Source organism: Roseomonas sp. WA12 (assembly GCF_054165765.1).
Genome location: NZ_CM135108.1, coordinates 3,279,268 through 3,302,028, shown reverse-complemented (window position 1 = coordinate 3,302,028; position 22,761 = coordinate 3,279,268). Strand labels below are relative to the sequence as shown.

Sequence of the window (22,761 nt, the reverse complement as noted above, 5' to 3'; positions counted from 1 at the left end):
CGCTTGCCGACCCCGACCGAGATCCGCCTGAACCGCGCCGAGCGCCGCCTTGACATCGCCTTCGACGACGGCAGCGCCTTCAGCCTGCCCGCTGAATACCTGCGGGTGGAGAGTCCCTCCGCCGAGGTGCAGGGCCACGGCCCAGGCCAGAAGACGCTGGTGCACGGCAAGCGGGAGGTCGGGATCGTCGCGGTGGAGCCGGTCGGCCACTATGCCATCCGCCTGGTGTTCGATGATCGGCACGACACCGGCCTCTACAGCTGGGAGGTGCTGCACCGGCTCGGCCGCGAATACGTGACGCGCTGGCCGGAATACGAGGCGGAGCTCGCAGCCCAGGGCCTCTCGCGCGACCTGCGCGGGCGGGCCGCGAAGGGGAGGGAGTGATCCCCCTCCAGGCGCAGTCCGCCCTCGGCCTGCTCGCGCTCGCGGCCCTCGCCTGGGCGGTGGGCGGTTTCCGTCGCCCTGTGCCCTGGCGGGCCGTGGCCGCGGGCCTGTCTCTGCAACTCGCCCTCGGCGCCGCGCTGCTGCACTTCCCGCCGCTGCGTGCCGCCTTCTCTCTGGTGGGCGATGCCGTGAACGCCCTGGCCCGTGCGACCCAGGCCGGCACCAGCCTCGTCTTCGGCTATCTCGGCGGCGCCCCGCTCCCCTTCGCCGAGGCGCGGCCCGGCGCCTCCTTCGTCCTGTTCTTCCAGGCGCTGCCGATCGTGCTGCTGGTCGGCGCCCTCTCCGCGCTGCTCTATCACTGGCGCGTGCTGCCGACCCTGGTGCGCCTGATGTCCCGCGCCCTGCGCGCGGCCTTCGGTATCTCCGGCGCCTGCGGCGTCTCGGTGGCGGCCAACGTCTTCACCGGCATGGTGGAGGCCACGCTGTTCATCCGCCCCTGGCTCGCCTCCCTCTCGCGCTCCGAGCTGCTGGTGGTGATGACGGCGGGGCTGGCAACCATCTCCGGCAACATGCTGGTGGTGTACGCCGCCATGCTGGCGGGCGCCGTGCCCGATGCGGCGGGGCAGCTCCTCGCCGCCAGCCTCGTCAGCGCCCCGGCCGCTATCCTCGCTGCGCGGCTGATGATCCCCGGCGGCACCGCCCCGGAGGCTGCCGACATCCAGGCCCCACGCCTCTACGACAGCGCCATGGACGCGCTCACCACGGGCACCGCCGACGGTCTTTCCCTGCTGCTGAACATCATGGCCGGGCTGATCGTCTTCGTGGCCCTTGTCGCCCTCGCCAACATGATCCTGCAGCCGCTGACGGGCACCACGTTGGAAGCGATCGCTGGCATCCTCCTCTGGCCGTTCGCCTTCGCCATGGGCATCGCGCCCGAGGACGCCACCGCCGCCGCGCGGCTGCTGGGCATCCGCGGCGTGGTGAACGAGTTCGTCGCCTATCTCGACATGGCCGGCGAGGGCGGCGCGTTGCTCGCCCCACGCACGCGCCTCATCCTCTCATGGGCGCTCTGCGGCTTCGCGAACTTCGCCAGCGTCGGGATCATGGTCTCCGGCATGGGCGCCCTCTGCCCGGAGCGGCGGGCCGAGATCGTCCGCCTTGGCCTGCCCGCGCTGCTGGCCGCCACCATCGCCTGCTGCATGACCGGGGCAACGGTGGGCCTGCTGTCGCCCTGAAAGGACTTCAGGCCAGCCCGGCGATCCGCCTGGCCTCGGCGAGCGAGGCCACATCCTGCCCCATCCCCGCGACCACCGCCTCCGCGCGCCGGGCTGCCGGGTCCGCCGGCCCAAGGCCAAGGCTTCTCAGCGTCGAGAACAGGTGCCGCCGCGCCTCGCGCCGGGGCCGGTCCGCCACCACCGTCTCCAGCAACGGCAGCAGCGCCTCCGCATAGGCGGCCGGCGCGTGGCGGGTCAGCGCCAGCGCCTTGCCGCGCGCGGCCAGCGCGGCCCCGTCCTCCGGGCGCGCCAGCATGCCCTCAAGATGTCGCATCGCGTCCAGCGCCTCCGCCTCCGGGCGGCAGGCCATCACCGCGTCCTTCGGGATCTCGGCATAGCAGCCATGATCCGTCACCAGCGTTGGCCGGGCCGAGGCCATGGCGGTGATGACGGAGGCCGAGGCGCCCTCCAGCACCGGGTTCCGCAGGCAGGCGATGACATCCACGTCCCGCAGCTGCCAGCGCAGCGCGTCGTCGTCCACCCAGCCCGTAAAGGCCGGCGGCTCGATCCCCAGCACCGCTGCCAGCCCCTCCAGCCGCGCCCGCTCGTCTGCTGTCGCCTCGCCGATCACCCGCAGCCGGCACCGCCCGCGCAGCCGGGCGGAGGAACCGATGGCCATGATGATCTGGTCGATGCGCTTGTTCGGGTTGGCATGGCCGATGGCCGCCACCGTCAGCCGCCCGCCCGGAGGCGGCGGAGCGGGCAGGCCCGGCGCGACGAAGGCCAGCGGGATGGTCGTGACCGGCCCGGGGCAGGAATCCCGCAGCCGCGCCTCGTAGTGCCCGGCATGGGCCACCGCCGCCACGCAGCGGCGCGATAGCCATTCCAGCATCGGCCGGCGCCGGACCATCTCCGCCAGGTCGGTCCAGAAGGGCTCCCCGTCCGGCATTCCCTCCGGTCCGTACAGGTCCCGCGCTGCCTGCAGCACGCCCATCGGATTGCCGGCATGCTCGAACCAGCCGGCCGCGAGATGGGCGAGGAAGAGGTCGTGGAACACCCCGACCATCCCCACTCCGTCCAGCCGCGCAACCTGCGCGCCGTGATAGGGCTGATGGTTACCCAGATGCGCCACGACCACGTCGAAGCGGCGGCGCAGAGCGTCGTCGTCCAGCTCGTCCAGGTGGAAGACCGGAAACGGGCCGGGCCGGGGCGGCATAGCCGCCGCTTCACCCGCCTCGCTGCGCAGGATCGTCACCTCATGCCCGCGCGCGAGCAGCACCTGCCCTACCTCGCCCGCGAAATCCGCGATCGCCGAGCGCTCGTTCCAGGGCGTCGACCAGCCGATGCGAAGTCCCGTCACGACACCAGCCTTTCCACCGTTGTCGGCCAGTCCAGCCGCTGCGCGTCCATCGCCTCCCGCCCGGCCAGGCCCATGAGCCGCGCTCGTGCCGCATCGGCCTGCAGCTGCGCCATGGCCCCGGCCAGCGCCTCCGGATCGGGGGTAACGACCTGCCCGTTCTCGCCGTCGCGCACGATGTCCAGCACGCCGCCGGAATCCGTTGTCGTGATCACGGGCTTGGCGGCGCGGAAAGCCTCCATGGTGCAGTAGCCCAGGCTATCCTCGTCGAAGGGCAGGTAGGCCACGCCGAGCGCCCCGTTCACCATCCGCGCGAGGTCCGCGCGCGGCACGAAGCGCAGGTCCAGCACCACGCGGTCCTCCACCCCTTCCTCGGCCGCCAGCCGTCGCAGCGCCTGGGCATCCGCCGCGCTGTCCGGCGGGCCCGCCACGACCAGACGCAGTCCGGGCACCCGCCGCAGCGCGCGCACCAGCAGGGTCTGCCGCTTGGCGTCATTCACCCGCCCGGTGGCCAGGATGTAGCCTTCGGATTCTCCGCCCGGGAACAGCTCCGGGTCGTTCAGCGGCGGGCGCAGCACCTCGCTGTCGAAGCCGTTGTAGTGCTTCAGCCGCCGCCCCGTGATGGGAGCGTTGGTGTAGATCCGCCGCGCCTCCGTGAAGGCCAGCGCGTCGCCCGCACGGATCGCGGCCAGCACCTCGCGGCCGCGCGCGTCGTCGGGGATGTTGCTCTGCCCGGCATCCAGCAGGTCGTAGGCCTGGCGGTACTGGTGCAGCAGCCACAGCACCTTGTCCTCCGCCGGGATCATGTAAGCCGGGAACTTCAGCGCGATCACGCGATCCACCTGGCTTACCCGCAGCCGCCGGGCGATCAGCATCTCCTCGATCAGCTTCTCCGCGGGGTTCCAGGAGAAGGGGATGCGCATCCCCTCCGCCTCCATCCCCTGGCGTCGCAGGTTGAGCACGAGATGGTCGTACAGCTCCTCCGCGCCGCCATGCACGAAGGGCACGAGCGTGCTCAGCACGAGAACCTTCATGCGAGCAGCCTTTCCACCACCACGTCCCAGTCGATGCCCAGCTCACGGACATGCTCGCCGGCCGCGCGCCCCAGCCGGGCTGCCAACGCACGGTCAGTATGCAGCCGGTCGAAGGCCTGCGCGATCGCGAGGGGATCCGGCGGCACCATCAGGCCCGTCTCGCCATCCGTCACGAACTCCGCCACGCCGCCGGCGTCGGTCGTCGTCACCGTCGCCCGTCCCGCATGCGCGGCTTCGAGCGTGGGATATCCGTAGCTGTCCTCGTCGAAGGGCAGATAGGCCGAGGCGAGTGCGTGCTCCAGCAGCCCGGCCTTCTCCTCCTCGGTGATCCAGCGCTCCTCGATCGTCACGCGGTCCGCCACGCCCAGCCGCCGCGCCGTCTGCCGCAGCCGCTCGACATAGTCCGGATTCATGCTGGCACCGCAGAGCCGCAGCCGCACGGGGCTGCGCACATGCCCCATCGCCTCGACCATCAGGTGCTGCCGCTTGTGCGGCTCCATCCGGCACACCGACACAATCTCATCCCCGTGCGCCCCCGAGCGGAAGCGCTCCGGCCGCAGCACGGGCGGATACAGCACCTCGCTCCCGATGCCGTTGAACCGCCTGAGCCGGTCGCCCACCACGCGGGAATTGGTGAAGACCCGATGTGCTTCGCCGAGGGCCTGCGTATCCGCCGCCATGATTGCCGACCGCAGCGCCCGCCCGGCCGCGTCGTCCGCCACCGGCCGGTGCTCCGTGTCCCACAGGTCGTAGAAGACGCGGAGGTGGTGGATGAACCACACCACCTTGCAGCGATGCGTCACCGCATGGGCCGGCGGGCGGAAGGTGATCACCCGGTCGAAACTGTCGTCCAGCCGGATCATGCGGAAGGCCGCCATCTGCGGCAGCACCTCCTCCGGCGCGTCCAGGAAGGGAAGGTATAGCACCTCCACCTGATGCCCGCGCGCCACCAGCTGCTCGCGCAGCCAGTCGACGATAAAACGATATCCGCCCCCCACCAGCGGCACCGCGGAGGAGATCAGCCCGATCCTCATGCGAAGCGCAGGCCCGGATACAGCTCCGGCGGTTCCCGCAGCATCAACAGATTCACCGAATGCACCTCGCTCAGCGCCTCCAACGGACGAACCGGCCGCAGCACGCCATCCTCCTCGCCCACCTCGAACACGCGGAAGCCCGCCCCAGTGAAGGGTGCCATCCATTCCTCGGGCGTGATCCCCGCGCGCCGCAGATGCTCGGGCCCGAACTCCACGAGCAGGGACAGCCCGGGATTGTCAGCCACGATCCGCTGCATTCCGCGCCAGGCCTCGGGCTCGTAGCCCTCGACATCGATCTTCGCGAGCCGCAGCCGCGTGCCGGGGGCGACCAGCATATCCAGCGGCCGCACCGCCACGGTTTCCGTCCGCTCGGCACCGGGCAGGCCCAGCAGGGAGGAGTGTCCGGAAATCGGACCCATATTCAGCACGGCCTCGCCCGCCTCGGCCCCGGCCGCGCAGGAGTGCAGCTCCACCCGCCCGTCCAGGCCGTTGAGCGCCAGACTCCGCCGGAGCAGCCCCGCGATCCGCGAGGCCGGCTCCACCGCGATCACCCGCCCCGTGGACCCGACCTGGCGCGCCGCGGGCAGCACCGTCAGCCCCAGATTGGCGCCCACATCCAGCACCACGTCGCCCTCGCGCAGCAGGGCCTGAATCACCGCCACCGTCCCGGGCTCCAGCCGCCCGCCGCTCTCCAGCATGGCGGCGATCAGCGCGACATCCTCGGACGGCACCAGGAGATAGCCCTCGGGCATCCGTACGAGGACCTCGTCGCCCAAGGGAATGGCCAGGCGGCGAAGCAGCGCCTCCGTGCGGCTTCCTACCAGCCCCGTCAGTGCATCTGCGTGGTCGCCCACCAGCCGCGCGAGCATATCCGTGCGCTCGCCCGTCTGGCCGGCCAGTGTATCGGCGCGTTCTCCAAGCAATCGCGCAAGCACGTCGGTGCGCTCGCCCACCTGTCCCGCCAGCGCATCCACGCGCTCCCCGAGCAGCCGCGCGAGCATGTCCGTGCGCTCGCCTGTCTGTCCGGCCAGCGCATCGGCGCGTTCGCCGAGCAGCCGCGCGAGTACGTCGGTGCGCTCGCCCACCTGTCCCGCCAGCGCGTCCACGCGCTCCCCGACCAGCCGCGTCAGCAGATCCGTCCGTTCGGACAGCGCATCCGAGCGCGCCCCAAGCAGCCCGGCCAGCTCATCTGCGGCCGCGCGCGACTCCTCACCCAGCCGCCTCAACCCGGCCTCCAACCCCTGGGTCGCATCGGCCCCGTCCAGCCGCAGCGCGTCAACCGCGATCCGCAGCCGCTCCAGATGCACCAGGACTGTCCCTGCCAGTCCCTCCGACCGCCCGTCGCGCAGGCGGCTCTCCGCGCGCATATGCGCCTCGACCCGCTCCAGCCGTTCCGCCACGTCCTGCGTGGCCGCTTCGCGCGCAGCCCGCTCCTCGCGCAGATGCGCCTCGATCCGCTCCAGCCGTTCCGGAAAGTCCCGTGCCGAAGCCACTTCCTCGATCGCGCCGCGCATACGACTCTGCAGCCGGTTGAGGATGGGCAGCGCAAGCGGCCGCAGCCCCTGCAACATGCTTCGCCCGGCGCGGCGATGCAGCGGCCGGGGATCGTCGGATGGTGACACGGGCGCCCCCGGAAGCTGCCTGGCCGGTCCGCACCACGCGACACGACCCACCTGCCTTCTGGGCGATCAGCCCGCCCGCCGCAAGCTGCGCGCCGGCGCGGCGCCTCAGGCCGGGCGACGCGCCCGCAGGGCGGCCGCCAGGGTGCCGTCGTCCAGCACGTCCAGCGCCCCGCCCATGGGCACGCCCTGCGCCAGCCGCGTGACGGGCACGGAGAGCGGCCGCAACCGGTCCGCCAGGTAATGGCCGGTGGTCGCGCCCTCGACCGTGGCGGGCAGGGCGAGGATCACCTCCTCCACCCCGCCGCCCGCGATGCGCTCGACCAGCGGCTGGATGGAGAGATCCTCCGGACCCACGCCGCCCAGTGCCGAGAGAGTGCCGCCGAGCACGTGATACAGCCCGCGATGCGCCCCCGCCCGCTCCAGCGCCCAGAGATCGGACACCCCTTCCACCACGCAGACCAGCCCGCGCTCACGCCGGGGGTCGCGGCAGATGCCACAGGGATCGCGGCTGTCGAGATTGCCGCACTCGCGGCAGGGGCGCACCGCCTCGGCTGCCGCATCCAGCGCGCGGGAGAGCGGCCGCATCAGCCGCTCCGGGTCCTGCAGCATCTTCAGCACGGCCCGGCGCGCCGAGCGGCGCCCGAGCCCAGGCAGGCGGGACAGCAGCAGAACCAGCTGCTCCACCGGATCATTTGGCGGCGGGGAGGAGGGTCCGGTGGGGTCGAACGGCATCCGTTTCATATGGTGACGACGCCCCCCGGCCGCATCGGTTCAGCCCCCGGCAGCGGCCATCAGAAGGGCAGCTTGAACCCGCCCAGCCCGCCGCCGCCCATGCCGGGGATGTTGAGGCCGGAGGTGGCCTTGGACATCTCCTCGGACATCATGGCCTCCACCTTCGCCTTGGCGTCGGCATGGGCGGCCACGATCAGGTCCTCGAGCACCTCGCGCTCGTCGGCGGCCATCAGCGAGGGGTCAATGGCGATGCCCTTCAGGTCGCCCTTACCGGAAAGCGTCACGCGCACCATCCCGGCGCCGGCCTGGCCCTCCATGGTGGCGGCCTCCAGCTTGGCCTGCATCTCGGCCATCTTGGACTGCATCTGCTGCGCCTGCTTCAGCATGTTGCCCAGGTTCTTCATCGGCATTCCTTCGCGAGGTCTCGGGAGGGGGCAGATGGGCCAGCCCCTAGGGCCTGTCCATCCCCGCGGGCTCGGCGTCGAGTGGCGCGAAGCCGGGGTCGTCGTCATCGGCGGGGGCAAAGCCCACCTCGTCCTCGCCCACCGGCTCGCCATCGCCGGCCGCTTGGCCGGGCTCCTCCGGCGGCGGCAGGCCATAGGCGTCGAGCGAGGCGTCGCGCACCTCCCGGATCTGGGCGCCGGGGAAGGTCTCCATGGCTGCGAGGACAAGGGGGTGGCTGCGCGCCACCTCCAGCCGCGCCTCATCCGCCGCCCGGCGCTGCGAGGCCAGGGTCGGCTCACCCTCAGCGTTGGAGAGGGAGACCGTCCAACGCGCACCCGTCAGCTCCTGCAGCAGGGCGGTGAGCTGGCCGGGCAGGTCGCGCGGTGCGTCGGGCAGCATCCGCAGCTCGATCCGCCCTTCCGCAAACCGCACCAGATGGACGCTGTGGACGAGATGCGCGTGCAGTTTCGGCCGCCGCCCGGAAGCCAGCGCCGCCACCTCGCGGAAGGTGGTGGGTGCGGGCGGCGGGGCAGGTTCCGGCACGGGCTCCGGGGCAGGGGAGGGGGCCAGTTCCGGCTCGGGCGCCAGGGCCCGCATCGGTCCACCGCCCGCGATCGCGCGCAGCCCGCCGGAGGGCATGCCACCGCCCACGGCAACCCCGCCCACCGCATCCGCCATCGCGGCACCGCCGCCACCTCCACCGCCGGATGGCGCAGGCCCGCCGGACCCGCCGCCGCGCGGAGGCGTCGCACCCGACAGCCGCCGGACGATTTCCCCGGGAGTGGGCAACTCGGCCAGATGCGCCAGCCGGATCAGCACCATCTCCGCCGCCGCGCGGCGATCGGGGCTGTCGGCCACCTCGTTGATGCCCTTGAGCAGCACCTGCCAGGCCCGGCCGAGCACGGGGATGGTCAGCGTCTCCGCCAGCGCCCCGCCGCGCACCCGCTCCGCCTCGGGGATGGAGGGATCGTCGCGCAGGGACGGCACGGCGCGGAAGCGCGTCAGCGTATGGGTCAGCTCGGCCATATCGGCCAGCACCACGCCGGGATCGGCGCCGCGCTCATGCGCGCGGTCCATTGCTGCAAGCACGGCGGGCAGGTCGCCGCGCATGGCGGCCTCCATCAGCTCCAGCACCAGCGCGCGATCCGCGAGACCCAGCATGTCCCTGACCTGGTCGGCAGATACCGCGCCACCCGCCTCTGGCAGCGCGATCGCCTGATCGAGCAGCGACAACCCGTCGCGCACCGAGCCATCGGCCGCGCGGGCGATCATCGCCACCGCCTCCGGCTTGATGCCGGCCCCTTCCTTCTCCGCGATGCGGGCGAAATGCGCGCGCAGCACCTCCTGCGGCACGCGTTTCAAGTCGAAGCGCTGGCAGCGGGAGAGGATTGTCGCGGGAACCTTGCGGATCTCGGTGGTGGCGAAGAGGAACTTCACCTGCGGCGGCGGTTCCTCCAGCGTCTTGAGCAGCGCGTTGAACGCCGCCCCCGACAGCATGTGGACCTCGTCGAGAATGTAGACCTTGTAGCGCCCCTGGCTCGGGCGGAAGCGCACGGCCTCGCGGATCTCGCGCACATTGTCGACGCTGTTGTTCGAGGCCGCGTCCATCTCCACCACGTCCGGGTGGCGGTCCGCCAGGATGGCCCGGCATTCCGGGCACACCCCGCAGGGATCGGCCGTAGGCCCGCCCTTGCCGTCCGGCCCGATGCAGTTCAGCGCGCGTGCGATGATGCGGGCCGTGGTGGTCTTGCCCACCCCGCGCACCCCGGTGAGCATGAAGGCATGAGCCACGCGGTTCTGCGCGAAGGCGTTCCGCAACGTGCGGACCAGCGCCTCCTGCCCGATCAGGTCATTGAAGTCTTGCGGCCGGTATTTCCGCGCCAGCACGCGATAGGGCTGGGATGGCTCGGCGGCAGCAACGGGCGCGGGAACGGCGGGCGGCACGGCAGGTGTCAGGGCGGCAGCTACCGCGGCGGCAGGCGCCGGTTCACCGAACAGCCCGGGACCCTCCATCGGGGGCTCGGGCAGCTCGTCGATCTGCTCTGCGGAAAGGTCGGTGTCGCTGGTCATCCGGGCCGCGGGTTGGGTGCGGCCTGGGCCGCCAGGCATGAGAAAGGGTGGAAGACCGGACCGCAACCCGAGCGGTAACCCGCCTCGGCTGCTTCCTTCCGGACCTGACCGGGTCGACAGGGCGCCCGTCCGCGACCGGCCTTCCGGGGCGGAATATGGGGGGAGGGGGCGCCAGAGTCCATCGGGGGAGTCCATCGGGGAGTCGGCGAGGTTCCGGCGCGTCCCCCAGGGATTGGCCTCAGCCGAGCTCCTTCAGCACGTCGATGAAGGCCCGCAGCCCCGGCGGCACATGGCGGTGGCCGGGATAGTAGAGGCAGAGGCCGGGAAACCGCGGGCACCAGTCCTCCAGCACGGTCACCAGCGCCCCGCTTCGAAGGAGCGGCGACGCCGAGGCCTCCGGCACATAGGCAATGCCCAGCCCGTCCCGCGCGGCCTCCGTCATCAGCTCCACATGGTCGAGGGTCAGCGGGCCCTGCACCTCGACCGCCATCTCCTGCCCCTGCCGCTCGAATTCCCAGCGATAGGGTTTGCCACTCGGCATGCGGATCCGAATGCAGGGGTGGTCGCGCAGGTCGTCCGGCGTGCGCGGTGCCAAGCGGGTGGCGAGATAGGCGGGTGAGGCGACCGCCAGGAACCGCGTTTCCCCGCCGAAGCGCACCGCGATCATGTCCTGCGGCACCGATTCGGCGAGCCGGATGCCGGCATCGAAGCCCTCGGCCACCACATCCACCAGCCGCCCCTCCGTCACCAGGTCCAGCGACATGCCGGGATGCCGCGCCAGGAAGGAGGGAACCACCCGCTGCATCAGCAACCGGGCCGCGGTCTCGTTGGCGTTGATCCGCAACGTCCCGCTCGGGCCGCCGCCGCGGAAGGCGTCCACCTCCTCCAGCGCCTGGTCCAGATCCCGCAGCACCGGCCGCAACCGGGCGAGCAGCGTCTCCCCGGCCTCGGTCGGCGAGACGCTGCGGGTGGTCCGGTGCAGCAGGCGCACGCCCAGCCGCGTCTCCAGCGCCCTGATCATGTGGCTGAGGCTGGAAGGCGACAGGCTCAGCTCATCCGCCGCCTTGCGGAAGCTGCGATGCGCGGCGATCGCAGCGAAAGCCGTTAAATCGTCCAGCGCCGGCCGGCCATTCATGGGCATTCCTCACCAACTCATCCCAGATCATCCCGATGATAGCAGGAGTGGGAGGGATTAGCTCCTGACCCTCACGGGCCGCACCCCTGCGGCCCCGATGCGAAGGAACACCACCATGGCCAAGACCTGGTTCATCACCGGCACCTCCTCCGGCTTCGGCCGCGCGCTCACCGAAATGCTGCTGGAGCGCGGTGACCGCGTCGCGGCCACCCTGCGCAGGCCCGGTCGGCTTGACGATCTCAAGGCGCGCCACGGCGACCGCCTGCTGCCGATTATCCTCGATGTCACGGACACCGCCGCCGTCCGCCGGCAGGTCGACCACGCCTTCGCAGCGCTCGGCCGCATCGACGTGGTCGTGAACAATGCCGGCTACGCCGTGTTCGGCGCCGCCGAGGAAGCGAGCGACGAGCAGGTCCGCGCCCAAATCGACACTAACGTCATCGGCTCCATCGCCGTCATCCGCGCGGCCCTGCCGCATCTGCGCGCCCAGGGCGGCGGCCGGATCCTGCAGGTCTCCTCGGAGGGCGGGCAGGTCGCCTTCCCGAATTTCAGCCTTTACCACACCAGCAAATGGGCGGTGGAAGGCTTCGCCGAAGCGCTGGCGCAGGAGGTGGCGCCCTTCGGCATCGGGGTGACCATCGTCGAGCCCGGCCCGGCCCAGACGGATTTCGGCGCCGGCCTGGTCACCCCGCCCCCGATCGCGGCCTATGAGGACACGCCCGCGGGCGAAATGCGCCGTGCCCTGGCCTCCGGCGCCTTCGCCGTCCGGGGCGATGCCGGAAAGATGGCGCGCGCCATGATCGAGGTCGCGGACCGCGATCGGGCGCCCCTCCGCCTCACCATGGGGCGCGACGCCTATGAGCGGGTGCATGCCGCGCTCACGGGCCGCCTCGCCGCCCTGGAAGCGCAGCGGGAGATCGCCTTCTCCACCGACAAGGATGAGTGATCCCCGAGCGCGGCGCCGGTCCCTTCCGGCGCCGCGCGTGGCCACCCCCGGTTGCCCCGCCCACCCCCGCATGCGACTTTCCCTGGCCCCATGCTCTCCATCCCCGCCAGCCGCCCCAACGCCTATACCGGCAGCCCGCTCGACCGCGTCTCGGACCGCCGGGACGACGAAGAATTCGTCGCGGCCGCCCTGGCCTCCCCGGACAGCCTCATCACCCCCGTCTGGCGCTCGAAGAGCCTCATGCGCGGCGTCGAGGCCGGCGCGCCGGAGGCCGTTCTGCTCACGCGGGAGGCCGCCGAATCGGTCCTCATGGCCGGCGGCCCCTGGGCACTGCTCGGCCTGCGCGACGGCACCGCGGTCTTCACCGTCGATTGCAGCGCGGCGGAGGACCCGCTCCCCCTGCTGCCCGACGGGCTCGGCGCCTTCCACGACCTCCGCGCGGTGGCCGGCCTGCTTCCGCCGGGCGAGGCCTCGATGCTCGCCCATGCGCGCGGCCTGATGCACTGGCGCACCCGACACCGGTTCTGCGGCGTCTGCGGCCACCTCTGCGAGCCGCGCTCGGCCGGCAATGCCATGCGATGCACGAACTGCGACGCCCAGCACTTCCCGCGCACGGACCCTGCCGTGATCATGCTGGTGACCGATGGCGACCGCTGCCTGCTCGGCCATTCCACCCGCTTCCCGAACAGCACGATGTACTCGACCCTCGCGGGCTTCGTGGAACCGGGCGAGAGCCTGGAGGAGGCGGTGCGGCGCGAGGTTCTGGAGGAGACGGGCGTGCGCGTCGGTGCCGCCTGGTACCATTCCTCCCAGCCCTGGCCCTTCCCGGCCTCCATCATGCTCGGCTTCCATGCCGAGGCGCTGAGTGAGGAGATCACCGTGGACCCGAACGAGCTGCGCGACGCGCGCTGGTTCACCCGCGACGAGATCCGCAACCACCAGAGCGCCAACTTCTCCCTGCCGCGGGTCGATTCCATCGCCCGCCGCCTGATCGAGGACTGGCTGGAAGCCACGCCATGACCCGCGCCGCCCTCTTGCTCCTGCCGCTGATCGCCCTGGCCGCATGCCGCGCCAATGATCCCCTCCCCCCCGCCGCCACCCCGGCCGAGGCCGCCTGCCGGTCGGAGGCGCAGAATGCGCCGGGCGTGAAATCCGCGTTCCAGCGCCTGTCGGACCAGAACGTGACCCAGCGCAACCGCGTCATGGGCGAGGCCGCCGCGGCTGAGCGTGCCGCCTATCTCCGCTGCCTGCGCGCCCGTGGCCTGGCGGCGCCGGGCGGCGTCGAGGTCGAGCGCCCGCTGCAATAGCCGTGACCGCCGCGGCGATTTCAGCGGCGGGCCGGTTCTTCCGGGGTATCCTGGTCGCGACGCCTCTTCTCGCCGTCCTCATTCTCGTGGTCCGGCCCGCATCCGCGCAATGCATGGAACCCGGGCCGGAGATCGAGGCGGCCTGGGCCGCGCTCGGCCCGGCAAGACGGGGTTGGGTCCTCGACGTCTCGCCGGCCTTTCCTGCTTCCTGGCCTCCGGACGGCACGCTCCGCCGCTACGCCCTGGCCTGGCGGCACCAGCCCGGCATCGTGGACGGGGTGGAGGTCGCGGAGCCCTGGGCGCAGGTGGAAACGCGGCCGGGCTCCCCGGCGCGCCTGATCCCTCTCATGCCGGAGCTTCGGCCCCTCGGCATCCAGGGGGTGCGCCCGATGAGCGCCGAGGAGCTGCGCGTCGCCCGGAGCGGGGCCGAGCTGGACACTCGCCTCGCCACCCCTGGCGATTCGGAAAGCGCCGCGCTCATTCGGGCCTTCCACTGCGGCTGGGCGCGCCGCCAGGGCGTGGTCGCGCGCGCCATTCTGCCGCGCCATCCCGAATTCTCCGCCTGGCTCGGCTGCGGCTGAGGACGGGCCAGCCCCTCAGGGAAGCTTGGTCGTCTCGCCCGCCTTCAGGATCCCGGCCAGGGAGAGGTTCTGCCGCGCCGCTTTCTCGGCAATGCCGCTGAGCCCCTCGCGCCGCACCAGCTCCGCCCACACATCCTCGGGCCGGATCCCCGCATCCACCCATACGACGATCAGGTGGTAGAGCAGGTCCGCGCTCTCGCCGATCAGGCCGCGGCGGTTGCCGGCCATGGCCTCGATCACCGCCTCCACCGCCTCCTCGCCCAGCTTCTGGGCCACCTTGGCCGTACCGCGCGCGAGCAGGCGGGCCGAGTGAGAGGTCTCGGCATCGCCGTGGATGCGACGCTGGTCCACGGTGGACCAGAGCCGGTCGAGCACAGCCGCCACCGGCTCGCCCCGTCCGGGATCGAGCGGCGCCAGATGCCGTGCCTCGGCCCGGCGCACACGCTTGGGCGCGCGCGCGCCGGCCTCGATCGGGGCGTCGGCCAGGTCCTCGGGCACGGGAAGCGGGGGGACGCGCGAGTCCTCCTTCCACTTTGCCGGCTTCAGCTTGGGCATTTTCACCTTGCCACGCGCCTTGGCGGGCTTGGCCTTCACCGCGCGCCTCGCCTGCTCTGCCTCGGCTGCGGGCGCCTTGCCCTTGGCGCTGGGCTTTGCCTTGGCCTTCGCGCGCGCACCCTCCGGCCCGGCCGTCTTCACCTTGCCCGGCGCCTTCCCAACCGCGCCGCCCGCGGCCCGCTTGGGCTTCACGTCCTTTGCCATCACGCCACCTCCCGCAACCCCGTGGCCGGGCGCACGGGCCACCCGGCCGCCCCCAACGCCGCCTTTGCCTCCGCGATGCGGAACTGGGCGTAGTGGAACACGCTCGCCGCCAGCAGCCCGGTCGCACCGGCCGCGGCACCCTCCACGAAATGATCGAGCTTGCCCACGCCCCCTGAGGCGACGATGGGCAGCCGCACCGCCGAGCGCACCGCCCGCAGCAGTTCCAGGTCGAAGCCCTCGCCCGTGCCGTCGCGGTCCATGGAGGTCAGCAGCAGCTCGCCGGCGCCCAGGCTCTCCACCCGGCGCGCCCAATCCACCGCATCCACCCCCGTCTCGCGCCGGCCGCCATGGGTGAAGATCTCCCACCGGCGCGGCGCTACCCGGCGTGCGTCCACGGCGACGACAATGGCCTGGCTGCCGAAGGCCTCGGCGCCGCGCCGCACGAGCTCGGGATCGGCCAGCGCCGCGGAGTTCACCGAAACCTTGTCGGCGCCGGCCAGCAGCAGCCCGCGCATGTCCTCCACGCTCCGCACTCCGCCGCCGACCGTCAGGGGGATGAACACCTCCGCTGCCGTGCGCGAAACAACATCCAGCATCGTGCCGCGATTTTCATGCGTCGCGCCGATATCGAGGAAGGTGATCTCGTCCGCGCCCTCGCGGTCATAGGCGCGCGCCTGTTCCACCGGGTCCCCGGCATCGCGCAGGGCCACGAAGTTCACGCCCTTCACCACGCGGCCGTCCTTCACGTCCAGGCAGGGGATGACCCGAAGCGCCAACATGTGGAACCTTCCAATCCGATAGGGGCCGATTGCGCCCGAACCCCCGCATGGTCAAGCACCTGTCTCGCGCGTCCGGCAGGTTCCTAACCGGCTCAGTTCAGCCGCCCGCGCCACTCCTCGATCATCTCCCGCCCGCGCGCGGCAGCATCGCCCGTGGGCACCAGCTCGAGGAAGCGCTCCATCCCCTCGATTGCCGCTCCGAGCCGCCCCAGCCTCGCGTTCATAACCGCCGCCTCCCGCCAGAGCGGGGCGGCATCGGGTGCAAGCCGCAGCATGTCGAGCGTGCAGGCGAGCGCGCCCTCCAGGTCGTTGTCGCGCAGGCGGCGAAGGCGGATATTGGTCTGCAGCCGCAGCAGAACGGCGCGGCGGCTCATCGGTGCCAGCATGCCCGGGCGCAGTTCCGCCTCTGGCCCCTCCACCCGCTTGATCAGCGCGCGCAAGGCCGGCGCCAGCAGCGGGGTGCCGCCACCGAACGGGTCCACCACCACCGAGGATCCCTTCGCCTGACCATCCAGGGCGATGAGGAAATGGCCGGGAAAATCCAGCCCACGCGCCGTCCAGCCCGCGGCCTCGGCCGCGTGCAGCCAGAGCAGCCCGATCGCGACAGGCAGGCCGCGCCGGCGCTCCGTCACCTGGATCAGGTTGGCGTTGCGCGGGTCGTCATAGGTCTCGGAGTCTCCGGAATAGCCGGCCTCATCATGGATAACGCGGGCGAGCAGGGCGCGCCGCCCCTCGGCATCCTCCGGCGGCGGCTCCTCCAGCACCGCCCGCACAAGGGCGGAGATGCGGCCGGCGGCTGCGCGCCAATCGGTTTCCGGCGCGTCGATGCGCGCGAATTGCAGCGCGACCGTGGCCAGATCCAGCTCGTCATCCGGCAGCCGGCCGGCCGCCTCGATCGCCGCGCGCGCCTCCGCGACGGACGCCGTCATCCGCCTTCCGCGCCCGCCGGCACCATCCGCCCGAGCCGCCGCCCACCGAAAAGATGGACGTGGAAATGCGGGATCTCCTGCCCGCCCTCAGGGCCCATATTCGTCAGGGCGCGATAGCCATGCGCCTCGAGCCCCAGCTCCCTCGCCACCCGGCCGACCGCGCGCCAGAAGCCGCCGATCTCGGCATCCGAGGCGTTGGCGCTGAAATCGGCCAGCGACACATAGGCCCCGCGCGGGATCACCAGCACATGCACCGGCGCCTGCGGGTTGATGTCGTGGAAGGCGATGGCGTGCTCGTCCTCGTGGATCCGCTTGCTCGGGATCTCGCCGCGCAGGATGCGCGCGAAGATGTTGCTGTCGTCATAGGGCGGAAGGCCGGTGACCGCGGGCATATCGGCTCCTCGGGCGGTGAACCACCTTCCTGCGGCGGCGGCCGGCGCGGCGCAAGGCCCCGGGCCGTTCGCATCTGCGGGAGCGCGTGGTCCGGCTGTGCTTCGGCGTTGACCTGTGGCGCAGGCGACCCCGAGAGGACAGCCGCCCGGGCCGCGTGTTCAAGCTGCCGCGGACACGATGATCGAAGGGCTGCGCCGCAGGCCAGTGGCTCATCGGCGGCAGGAAGCGCCATGTTCCACGCCGAGTAAGGCCCAGGAGGAAGAATTATTTCTCTCTCCTGCGGCCTCGTCCCGCCTACCCCCGGCTGATCCGCCCATCCAGCACCGGCGTCACCCGCCCGCGCGCCTCGAGGTGATCGGCCACCACCTCCTCGATCAGCGGCCCGTCGTCATAGGCTTCCAGCGCCGCGTCGCGCAGCGCGGTGTAGCCGTCGCCGCCCAGGCGCATGAAGTTGATGGTCGCCACGCGATAGGCGCGGTTCGGGTCCAGCGGCCCGTCCGCGGTCCGCGCCGTCCGCACGCGGTGGCCGACCGGCGCATCGGGATCGATGGTGATGCGCAGGCCGGCGAGATGAGGGAAGCGCCCGGCCGGCGTGGGCAGGCGCGACAGGCCGTTCTCCAGCGCGGCGAGAAGCGCCCCGCCGCGGATGGTCAGCGTTGCCAGCGTGTTGCCGAAGGGCAGCACGGCGAGCACGTCGCCGAGGGTGAGGGGGCCGGCGGGAAGGGGGCCACGCAGGCCGCCAGCATTCACCAGGCCGATTTCCGCCGAGGGCACGCGGGCCAGCACCGCCTCGGCCACGAGGCTCCCCAGGGCGCATTCGCCCAGGCGGCAACCGGCATCGGGGAAGGGCGCCTCGGCCAGACCGAGCGGGCGGCGGCGGATGGCCTCGAGCGGCGCGGCGTACTCGGCCACCACCGCCGCAACGGCCGGGTCCTCCTCAACATCGGGCGCGATCGGGCGCACGGTGCCGCCATGGGCCGTGACGCGCCCGTCGCCGGCGAGATCGAGGTCCATCCGCCCGAGATAGCGCCCGTGGCAGGCCACCTGGCCGATCCGCACGTCGCGGCCTCGCCCGGCCACCAGCTCGGGATGCGGGCCGACGGCGCCGGGAAGGCCGTTCGCCAGCAGCAGGTGGGAATGGCCGCCGATGATGGCATCGATCCCCTCCACCTCCGCTGCCAGCCGCCGGTCCAGCGGCAGGCCGAGATGGGACAGCACCACCACGGTGCCCACGCCCTGGCGCCGCAGCGCATGAGCGGCGCGCTCGGCCGCCTCCATTGGGTCGGTGAAGACCAGGTTGGGGCCGGGGGAGGAAGAGGTGGCCGTCTCCCGCGTTGTCAGCCCCACCACCCCGATCCGGGCGCCTGCGGATTCCAGCATGGTGAAGGCGGTAATCCGGTCCCGCAGCAGCGGCTCCGCGCGCGTGTCGAGATTGGCCGAGAGGAGCGGGAAGGGCACGTTCGCGGCGTAGCGCGCGAGGTTCTCCGGCCCGTTGTCAAACTCATGGTTGCCCAGCGACATGGCCATGGTGCCCACCGCCCGCTGCACGGCGGCCTCCGCCAGGCCGCGATGCTGCGTGTAGTAGAGGCTGCCCATGAACTGGTCGCCCGCATCAAGCAGGAAGGGCGCGCGGCCCTCGGCGATGGCAGCGGCGCGGGCCTCGTGGATGGCACCGGCCAGTCGGGCGGCACCGCCGGCGCAGGGCCGGTCCGCGCGGCAGATGGTTCCGCCCTCGCCCACGCCCTCATGCTTGGAATGGAAGTCATTCATGTGAAGCAGCGCGATGCGCCCGCCTCCATCGCTCGCGGCCGCACGGCGGATCGCTGGGGAGGCGAGCGGGAGTGCCACGGGGAGGGCGAGTGCCGCGCCCAGCAGGCCGCGGCGGGAAAGCGGTGGGTTGGCCGGATCGTGCCGCATGGATGCCCTTTTCGCCGGCCAGGATGCTCGGCGTCCACGCGCCGGCCCGGTTCGGGGTGCTGTCCGGTCCATTCTGCGCCGCCCTGCGCCGGACCGGAATGCACCTCGCCTCGGAGGCATCCTGAAGACGCTGCACGGGAGCCCTGATAGGGCCTTGCGCAGGGGCTGGGCCGGGTCCAAACGGCCCCGTCCCCGACCAGGGATTCCATCGGCGAATCCGGTGCGGGACCGCAGCCCGCGCCGCGCCAGGCCCGTGCCTGACGCGGCCCCGCCCGCGCGCGGTCCGCGCGGAACCAGCGTGCCCCGAAGCGGGGCCGGCACGGGATGAAGCGGCGACCGCATGCCCGTCTACCTGCCCATCGCCGAGATGTCCGTGGATGCCCTGCTGCTGCTGGGCATCGGCCTTGGCGTGGGCTGGCTTTCCGGCCTGTTCGGCGTGGGTGGCGGCTTCCTGCTGACGCCGCTGCTCATCCTCATCGGCATCCCGGCGCCCGTTGCGGTGGCCTCGGGCGCGAACCAGACGATCGGTGCCTCGGTCTCCGGCCTTATCGCGCAGTGGCGACGCGGCAATGTGGATATCCGGATGGGCCTGGTGCTGCTGGTGGCAGGCCTCGCGGGTTCGGCGGCGGGCACGCAGGTTTTCGTGCTGCTGCGGCGCCTGGGGCAGGTCGATCTCGCCGTCTCGCTCTTCTACGTCGTGGTGCTGGGCACGGTGGGGCTGCTGATGGTGCGCGAGAGCGTGCGCGCCATCCTGCGCCGCCGGAAGGCGTTACCCGCCCGCACGCACCAGCATTCCTGGCTGCACGGCCTGCCCTTCAAGATGCGCTTTCGGCAGTCCCGCCTCTACATCTCGGTCATCCCGCCCATGCTGGTGGGGTTCGGTATCGGCATCCTCTCGGCCATCATGGGCGTGGGTGGTGGCTTCATGCTGGTGCCGGCGATGATCTATCTGCTGGGCATGCCCACGGGCACGACGATCGGCACCTCCCTGTTCCAGGTCACCTTCGTCAGCGCCAACGTCACCCTCCTTCAGGCCCTGCAGACCGGGTCTGTGGACATCGTGCTGACCCTGCTGCTGCTCGCGGGCGGAGTGGCCGGGGCGCAGTTCGGCGTCGCCATGGGCACGAAGCTGCGTGGCGAGGAGACGCGGGTGCTGCTCGGATTCCTCGTGCTCTCGGTTGCGGCCGGGCTGCTGGTCGAGCTGGTGCGGACCCCGGCCAGCCTCTACCTCCTCGGCCCGGCGACGTGAGGCGAATGCCCAAGTCGGCCACCGCCCCGCTGGCCGCCTTTCTCGTTGCCGCCCTTCTCCTCGCCAGTCCCGCCCGGGCGCAGCGCGATGGCCAGCCCGCCCCGCCGCCTCAGGCCGGCCCGGCGCTGGCCGCCGAGATCGCCCAGCCCCGCATCGCCGTGGACACCGCCTTCACCGGCGCCGACCTGCTCGTCTTCGGCGCCACCGACCGACTGCTGGGCCCCGCGGGGGACAATGTGATCGTGCTCGGCATCGGCCCCGCGCGGGACGTGGTGGTGCGCCGCCGCGTCCGGCGCCTGGGCATCTGGGTGAACGGCCCCGCCGGCCACTTCCGGGAGGTGCCGAACTACTACGCCGTGACCTCCACCGCCCCGGTGGCCGAACTGCTCGAGGAAGCGGCGCGGCGGGAGCGGCGGCTGGGGCTGGAGGTGCTGACCGCGCGCCTTCCCGGCCCGCGGGACCCGGCCTTCCGCACCGCCCTGATCGACCTCAAGCGTGCCTCGAACCAGTGGAACGAGGAGGAGGCGCCGGTAGAGGTCTCCGGCGGCCGCCTGTTCCATGCCCGCCTGCCGCTGCCCTCCACCATCGCGACGGGCGACTACGTGGTGCAGGTGATGCTTGTGCGCGCCAACCGCATCATCGCCCGCCAGGAACTGCCCTTCCGGGTGGACCGGGTGGGGGCGACCGCCCGGATCGCCGACATATCCCGCGGCCGGCCGCTGCTGTATGGGCTGGCCTGTGTCGTCCTGGCGGCGCTGGCCGGCTGGCTCGGCAGCGTCATCTTCCGCCGGGGCTGAGGCCGGACCGAGAGGAAAGAACGGCATGCCGCAGGATCGCGTCTTCCTCGTCGTGGTGGATGACAGCCCCGAGCGGGCCGTGGCGCTCCGCTATGCCTGCCTGCGCGTGCGGAAATCCGGCGGCCGCGTTGCCCTGCTGCGGGTGACCGAGCCACCCGAGCTGCAGGAATGGGCCGGTGTCGGCGCGCTAATGCAGGAGGAGCGGCGGCAGGAGGCCGAGCAGCTCCTCTCCGCGCTGGCTGCCCAGGTGCAGGAGATCACGGGCGGCCTGCCGCTATTGATCATACGCGAGGGTGACGCGGTGGAGGAGGTGCTGGCCGTGCTGGCCGAGGACCCCCGCATCTCCATCCTCGTCCTCGCCGCCGCCACCGAGGGCGGCCCGGGTCCTCTCGTCACGGCCCTAACCGGGCGCCACGCCGAATACCTGCGCTGCCCATTGACCATCGTGCCCGGCGGCATGGACGACGTGGCGCTCGACCGGGTGACCTGAGAGGGGTGACCTGAGCCCGCCGCAGCCCACCCCCGCGCGGGGAATGGTTGCACCCCCGCCTGGCCTGCCCCACATCCATCCGCATCAGGGCGGCGCCTGCGCCGCAGAGGGAAATCCCATGTTCATCGAGACCGAGGCGACGCCGAACCCCGCGACCCTCAAGTTCCTCCCCGGCCAGGAGGTAATGGGCCCGCGCGGCACTGCCGACTTCATCTCCGAGGAAGCTGCTACCCGCTCCCCGCTCGCCGCCCGCCTGTTCCAGCTGGACGGCGTGGCCCGCGTGTTCCTCGGCGCCGATTTCGTCACCGTGACTAAGACGAATGATGCCGACTGGGCGGATCTGCGTCCGCAGGTCCTGGGCGCGCTGATGGAGCACGCCATGGCCGGCCGCCCGGTTATGGCAGGCGACGAGGCCGAGGAGGACGTCGAGGACACCGACCCCGCCGATGCCGAGGTGGTCGCCCAGATCAAGGAACTGCTGGACACGCGCGTGCGCCCGGCGGTGGCCGGCGACGGCGGTGACATCGTCTTCCGCGGCTTCCGCGACGGGGTGGTGAAGCTGCGCATGCAGGGCGCCTGCTCCGGCTGCCCCTCCTCCCGCGCCACACTGAAGCACGGGGTGGAGAACATGCTGCGCCACTACGTCCCCGAGGTGGTGGCCGTGGAGCAGGTGGAAGCCTGATCCTCTCCAGGGAGGCTTCGGCCTCCCTGGGCCTCAGCCTCTATTTCTTGAGGCGCGGGCGTGTTTGCCCGGTTTCGCTATTCATCGCGCCGATAACGGCAATGCTGTTGAGGGATTGGCCGCGTACCCTGGGTCGGACCAGTATCGCGGCCAAGGAGATCCCTCATGCCCGATACCAACATCCCCGACACCGCCCGTCTCGACGACACCGCGATCAATCGCATCTTCCGCCAGGCCCGCACCGCCAATGCTTGGCAGGACCGGCCAGTGACCGACGGGACGCTGCGCGAACTGTACGACCTCGTCTCGCTCGGCCCGACGAGCGCCAACCAGCTCCCTGGCCGCTTCGTCTTCATTCGCACGCCCGAGGGGAAGGAGAAGATCCTCTCCACCGTCTCCGCCGGCAATGCCGAGAAGACCCGCACCGCGCCGGTCACGGCCATCATCGCCTACGACCCGGAGTTCTATGAGCAGTTGCCCCGCCTGTTTCCGCATGCGGACGCGAAGGCCTGGTTCACCGGCAAGCCGGAATTCGCCGAGCGCAGCGCCCTCGTGAACTCCACGCTGCAGGCCGCCTACATGATCCTGGCCGCGCGCTCGCTCGGGCTGGATGCCGGCCCGATGGGCGGCTTCGATTCGAAGAAGGCGGACGAGCTGTTCCTGGCCGAGAGCGGGTGGAAGTCCACCATGCTGATCAATCTCGGTTACGGCGACCACAGCAAGACCTTCGGCCGCCTGCCGCGCCTGGGCTTTGACGAGGCGGCGCTACTGGCCTGAGAAAGAAAGGCCGGGGGAAGGTATTCCCCCGGATACCCATCTATTTTTTGTCTGTCTTGCTGGTGCGCCAGCGACATTGGCGCCCCCTCAACTCGAAGAAAAAGGAGGGGGTCTGGGGGAGTTCACCTT

The 22,761-nt window shown here is 71.8% G+C and carries 24 protein-coding genes and 1 other RNA gene; 11 read left to right on the top strand and 14 right to left on the bottom strand.

Going from position 1 to position 22,761, the window contains the following annotated elements; genetic code table 11:
* Positions 1-3 precede the first annotated feature (3 nt).
* On the top strand, positions 4-384 hold the full coding sequence (locus ACVBD7_RS15815) for a gamma-butyrobetaine hydroxylase-like domain-containing protein (RefSeq protein WP_458094192.1): 381 nt from the start codon (positions 4-6) through the stop codon (positions 382-384).
* On the top strand, positions 381-1,619 hold the full coding sequence (locus ACVBD7_RS15810; RefSeq protein WP_458094191.1) for a NupC/NupG family nucleoside CNT transporter: 1,239 nt from the start codon (positions 381-383) through the stop codon (positions 1,617-1,619). The genes ACVBD7_RS15815 and ACVBD7_RS15810 overlap by 4 nt, the downstream gene beginning before the upstream one ends.
* Before the next feature lie 7 nt (positions 1,620-1,626).
* On the opposite strand, the gene ACVBD7_RS15805 is transcribed toward ACVBD7_RS15810, so the two are convergent.
* The 9 genes from ACVBD7_RS15805 to ACVBD7_RS15765 all read right to left on the bottom strand — a co-directional run bounded on the left by ACVBD7_RS15805 (position 1,627) and on the right by ACVBD7_RS15765 (position 11,026).
* Positions 1,627-2,958: a glycosyltransferase gene (locus tag ACVBD7_RS15805; RefSeq protein ID WP_458094190.1), complete on the bottom strand. Its 1,332-nt coding sequence runs from the start codon at positions 2,956-2,958 to the stop codon at positions 1,627-1,629.
* Positions 2,955-3,989 carry a glycosyltransferase family 4 protein gene (locus tag ACVBD7_RS15800; RefSeq protein WP_458094189.1) on the bottom strand — a complete coding sequence of 345 codons (1,035 nt, stop codon included), beginning with the start codon at positions 3,987-3,989 and terminating at the stop codon, positions 2,955-2,957. The genes ACVBD7_RS15805 and ACVBD7_RS15800 overlap by 4 nt, the downstream gene beginning before the upstream one ends.
* A complete protein-coding gene (locus ACVBD7_RS15795) occupies positions 3,986-5,023 on the bottom strand; it encodes a glycosyltransferase family 4 protein (RefSeq protein ID WP_458094188.1) in 1,038 nt (345 codons plus the stop codon). The genes ACVBD7_RS15800 and ACVBD7_RS15795 overlap by 4 nt, the downstream gene beginning before the upstream one ends.
* On the bottom strand, positions 5,020-6,645 hold the full coding sequence (locus ACVBD7_RS15790; RefSeq protein ID WP_458094187.1) for an FkbM family methyltransferase: 1,626 nt from the start codon (positions 6,643-6,645) through the stop codon (positions 5,020-5,022). Before ACVBD7_RS15790 ends, ACVBD7_RS15795 begins: the two co-directional genes overlap by 4 nt.
* Positions 6,646-6,750: 105 nt before the next feature.
* A complete protein-coding gene (gene recR / locus ACVBD7_RS15785) occupies positions 6,751-7,377 on the bottom strand; it encodes a recombination mediator RecR (RefSeq protein ID WP_458094186.1) in 627 nt (208 codons plus the stop codon).
* A gap of 59 nt (positions 7,378-7,436) precedes the next feature.
* Positions 7,437-7,781 (bottom strand): YbaB/EbfC family nucleoid-associated protein, encoded by a 345-nt coding sequence (locus ACVBD7_RS15780; protein ID WP_458094185.1) that lies wholly within the window; start codon positions 7,779-7,781, stop codon positions 7,437-7,439.
* A gap of 46 nt (positions 7,782-7,827) precedes the next feature.
* Positions 7,828-9,891: a DNA polymerase III subunit gamma/tau gene (locus ACVBD7_RS15775; protein WP_458094184.1), complete on the bottom strand. Its 2,064-nt coding sequence runs from the start codon at positions 9,889-9,891 to the stop codon at positions 7,828-7,830.
* A gap of 47 nt (positions 9,892-9,938) precedes the next feature.
* Positions 9,939-10,035, bottom strand: an RNA gene (ffs, locus tag ACVBD7_RS15770) — signal recognition particle sRNA small type.
* A gap of 94 nt (positions 10,036-10,129) precedes the next feature.
* Positions 10,130-11,026, bottom strand: a complete 897-nt coding sequence (locus ACVBD7_RS15765; RefSeq protein ID WP_458094183.1) for a LysR family transcriptional regulator — start codon at positions 11,024-11,026, stop codon at positions 10,130-10,132.
* 115 nt (positions 11,027-11,141) lie between these two features.
* On the opposite strand from ACVBD7_RS15765, the gene ACVBD7_RS15760 reads away from it, so the two are divergent.
* From ACVBD7_RS15760 to ACVBD7_RS15745, 4 genes are all read left to right on the top strand, one after another.
* Positions 11,142-11,972, top strand: coding sequence for an SDR family oxidoreductase (locus ACVBD7_RS15760; RefSeq protein ID WP_458094182.1), 831 nt, complete (start codon positions 11,142-11,144; stop codon positions 11,970-11,972).
* 90 nt (positions 11,973-12,062) lie between these two features.
* Positions 12,063-12,992 (top strand): NAD(+) diphosphatase, encoded by a 930-nt coding sequence (nudC, locus tag ACVBD7_RS15755; RefSeq protein ID WP_458094181.1) that lies wholly within the window; start codon positions 12,063-12,065, stop codon positions 12,990-12,992.
* Positions 12,989-13,279, top strand: a complete 291-nt coding sequence (locus ACVBD7_RS15750) for a phosphoribosylamine--glycine ligase (RefSeq protein ID WP_458094180.1) — start codon at positions 12,989-12,991, stop codon at positions 13,277-13,279. The genes nudC and ACVBD7_RS15750 overlap by 4 nt, the downstream gene beginning before the upstream one ends.
* Before the next feature lie 2 nt (positions 13,280-13,281).
* Positions 13,282-13,860 carry a hypothetical protein gene (locus ACVBD7_RS15745; RefSeq protein ID WP_458094179.1) on the top strand — a complete coding sequence of 193 codons (579 nt, stop codon included), beginning with the start codon at positions 13,282-13,284 and terminating at the stop codon, positions 13,858-13,860.
* A gap of 15 nt (positions 13,861-13,875) precedes the next feature.
* Here the strand turns inward: ACVBD7_RS15745 and ACVBD7_RS15740 are convergent, their stop codons facing one another.
* The 5 genes from ACVBD7_RS15740 to ACVBD7_RS15720 form a co-directional block, all read right to left on the bottom strand.
* Entirely contained in the window at positions 13,876-14,619 is a 744-nt protein-coding gene (locus ACVBD7_RS15740) for a phosphoribosyl-ATP diphosphatase (protein WP_458094178.1), read from the bottom strand.
* Positions 14,619-15,398, bottom strand: coding sequence for an imidazole glycerol phosphate synthase subunit HisF (gene hisF, locus ACVBD7_RS15735; protein ID WP_458094177.1), 780 nt, complete (start codon positions 15,396-15,398; stop codon positions 14,619-14,621). Before hisF ends, ACVBD7_RS15740 begins: the two co-directional genes overlap by 1 nt.
* A gap of 92 nt (positions 15,399-15,490) precedes the next feature.
* A complete protein-coding gene (locus ACVBD7_RS15730; protein ID WP_458094176.1) occupies positions 15,491-16,327 on the bottom strand; it encodes a SirB1 family protein in 837 nt (278 codons plus the stop codon).
* Positions 16,324-16,719, bottom strand: a complete 396-nt coding sequence (locus tag ACVBD7_RS15725; RefSeq protein ID WP_458094175.1) for a histidine triad nucleotide-binding protein — start codon at positions 16,717-16,719, stop codon at positions 16,324-16,326. Before ACVBD7_RS15725 ends, ACVBD7_RS15730 begins: the two co-directional genes overlap by 4 nt.
* A 295-nt stretch (positions 16,720-17,014) precedes the next feature.
* Positions 17,015-18,637 carry a bifunctional metallophosphatase/5'-nucleotidase gene (locus tag ACVBD7_RS15720; protein WP_458094174.1) on the bottom strand — a complete coding sequence of 541 codons (1,623 nt, stop codon included), beginning with the start codon at positions 18,635-18,637 and terminating at the stop codon, positions 17,015-17,017.
* Between the two features lie 340 nt (positions 18,638-18,977).
* On the opposite strand from ACVBD7_RS15720, the gene ACVBD7_RS15715 reads away from it, so the two are divergent.
* From ACVBD7_RS15715 to ACVBD7_RS15695, 5 genes are all read left to right on the top strand, one after another.
* Positions 18,978-19,886, top strand: coding sequence for a sulfite exporter TauE/SafE family protein (locus ACVBD7_RS15715; protein WP_458094173.1), 909 nt, complete (start codon positions 18,978-18,980; stop codon positions 19,884-19,886).
* 5 nt (positions 19,887-19,891) lie between these two features.
* Complete coding sequence (locus ACVBD7_RS15710; RefSeq protein WP_458094172.1) at positions 19,892-20,683, top strand: TIGR02186 family protein; 792 nt, start codon at positions 19,892-19,894, stop codon at positions 20,681-20,683.
* A gap of 25 nt (positions 20,684-20,708) precedes the next feature.
* Positions 20,709-21,173 carry a universal stress protein gene (locus ACVBD7_RS15705; protein WP_458094171.1) on the top strand — a complete coding sequence of 155 codons (465 nt, stop codon included), beginning with the start codon at positions 20,709-20,711 and terminating at the stop codon, positions 21,171-21,173.
* Positions 21,174-21,291: 118 nt separating this feature from the next.
* Positions 21,292-21,855 (top strand): NifU family protein, encoded by a 564-nt coding sequence (locus ACVBD7_RS15700; RefSeq protein WP_458094170.1) that lies wholly within the window; start codon positions 21,292-21,294, stop codon positions 21,853-21,855.
* A gap of 165 nt (positions 21,856-22,020) precedes the next feature.
* Complete coding sequence (locus tag ACVBD7_RS15695) at positions 22,021-22,632, top strand: malonic semialdehyde reductase (protein WP_458094169.1); 612 nt, start codon at positions 22,021-22,023, stop codon at positions 22,630-22,632.
* The last annotated feature ends 129 nt before the right edge of the window (positions 22,633-22,761 follow it).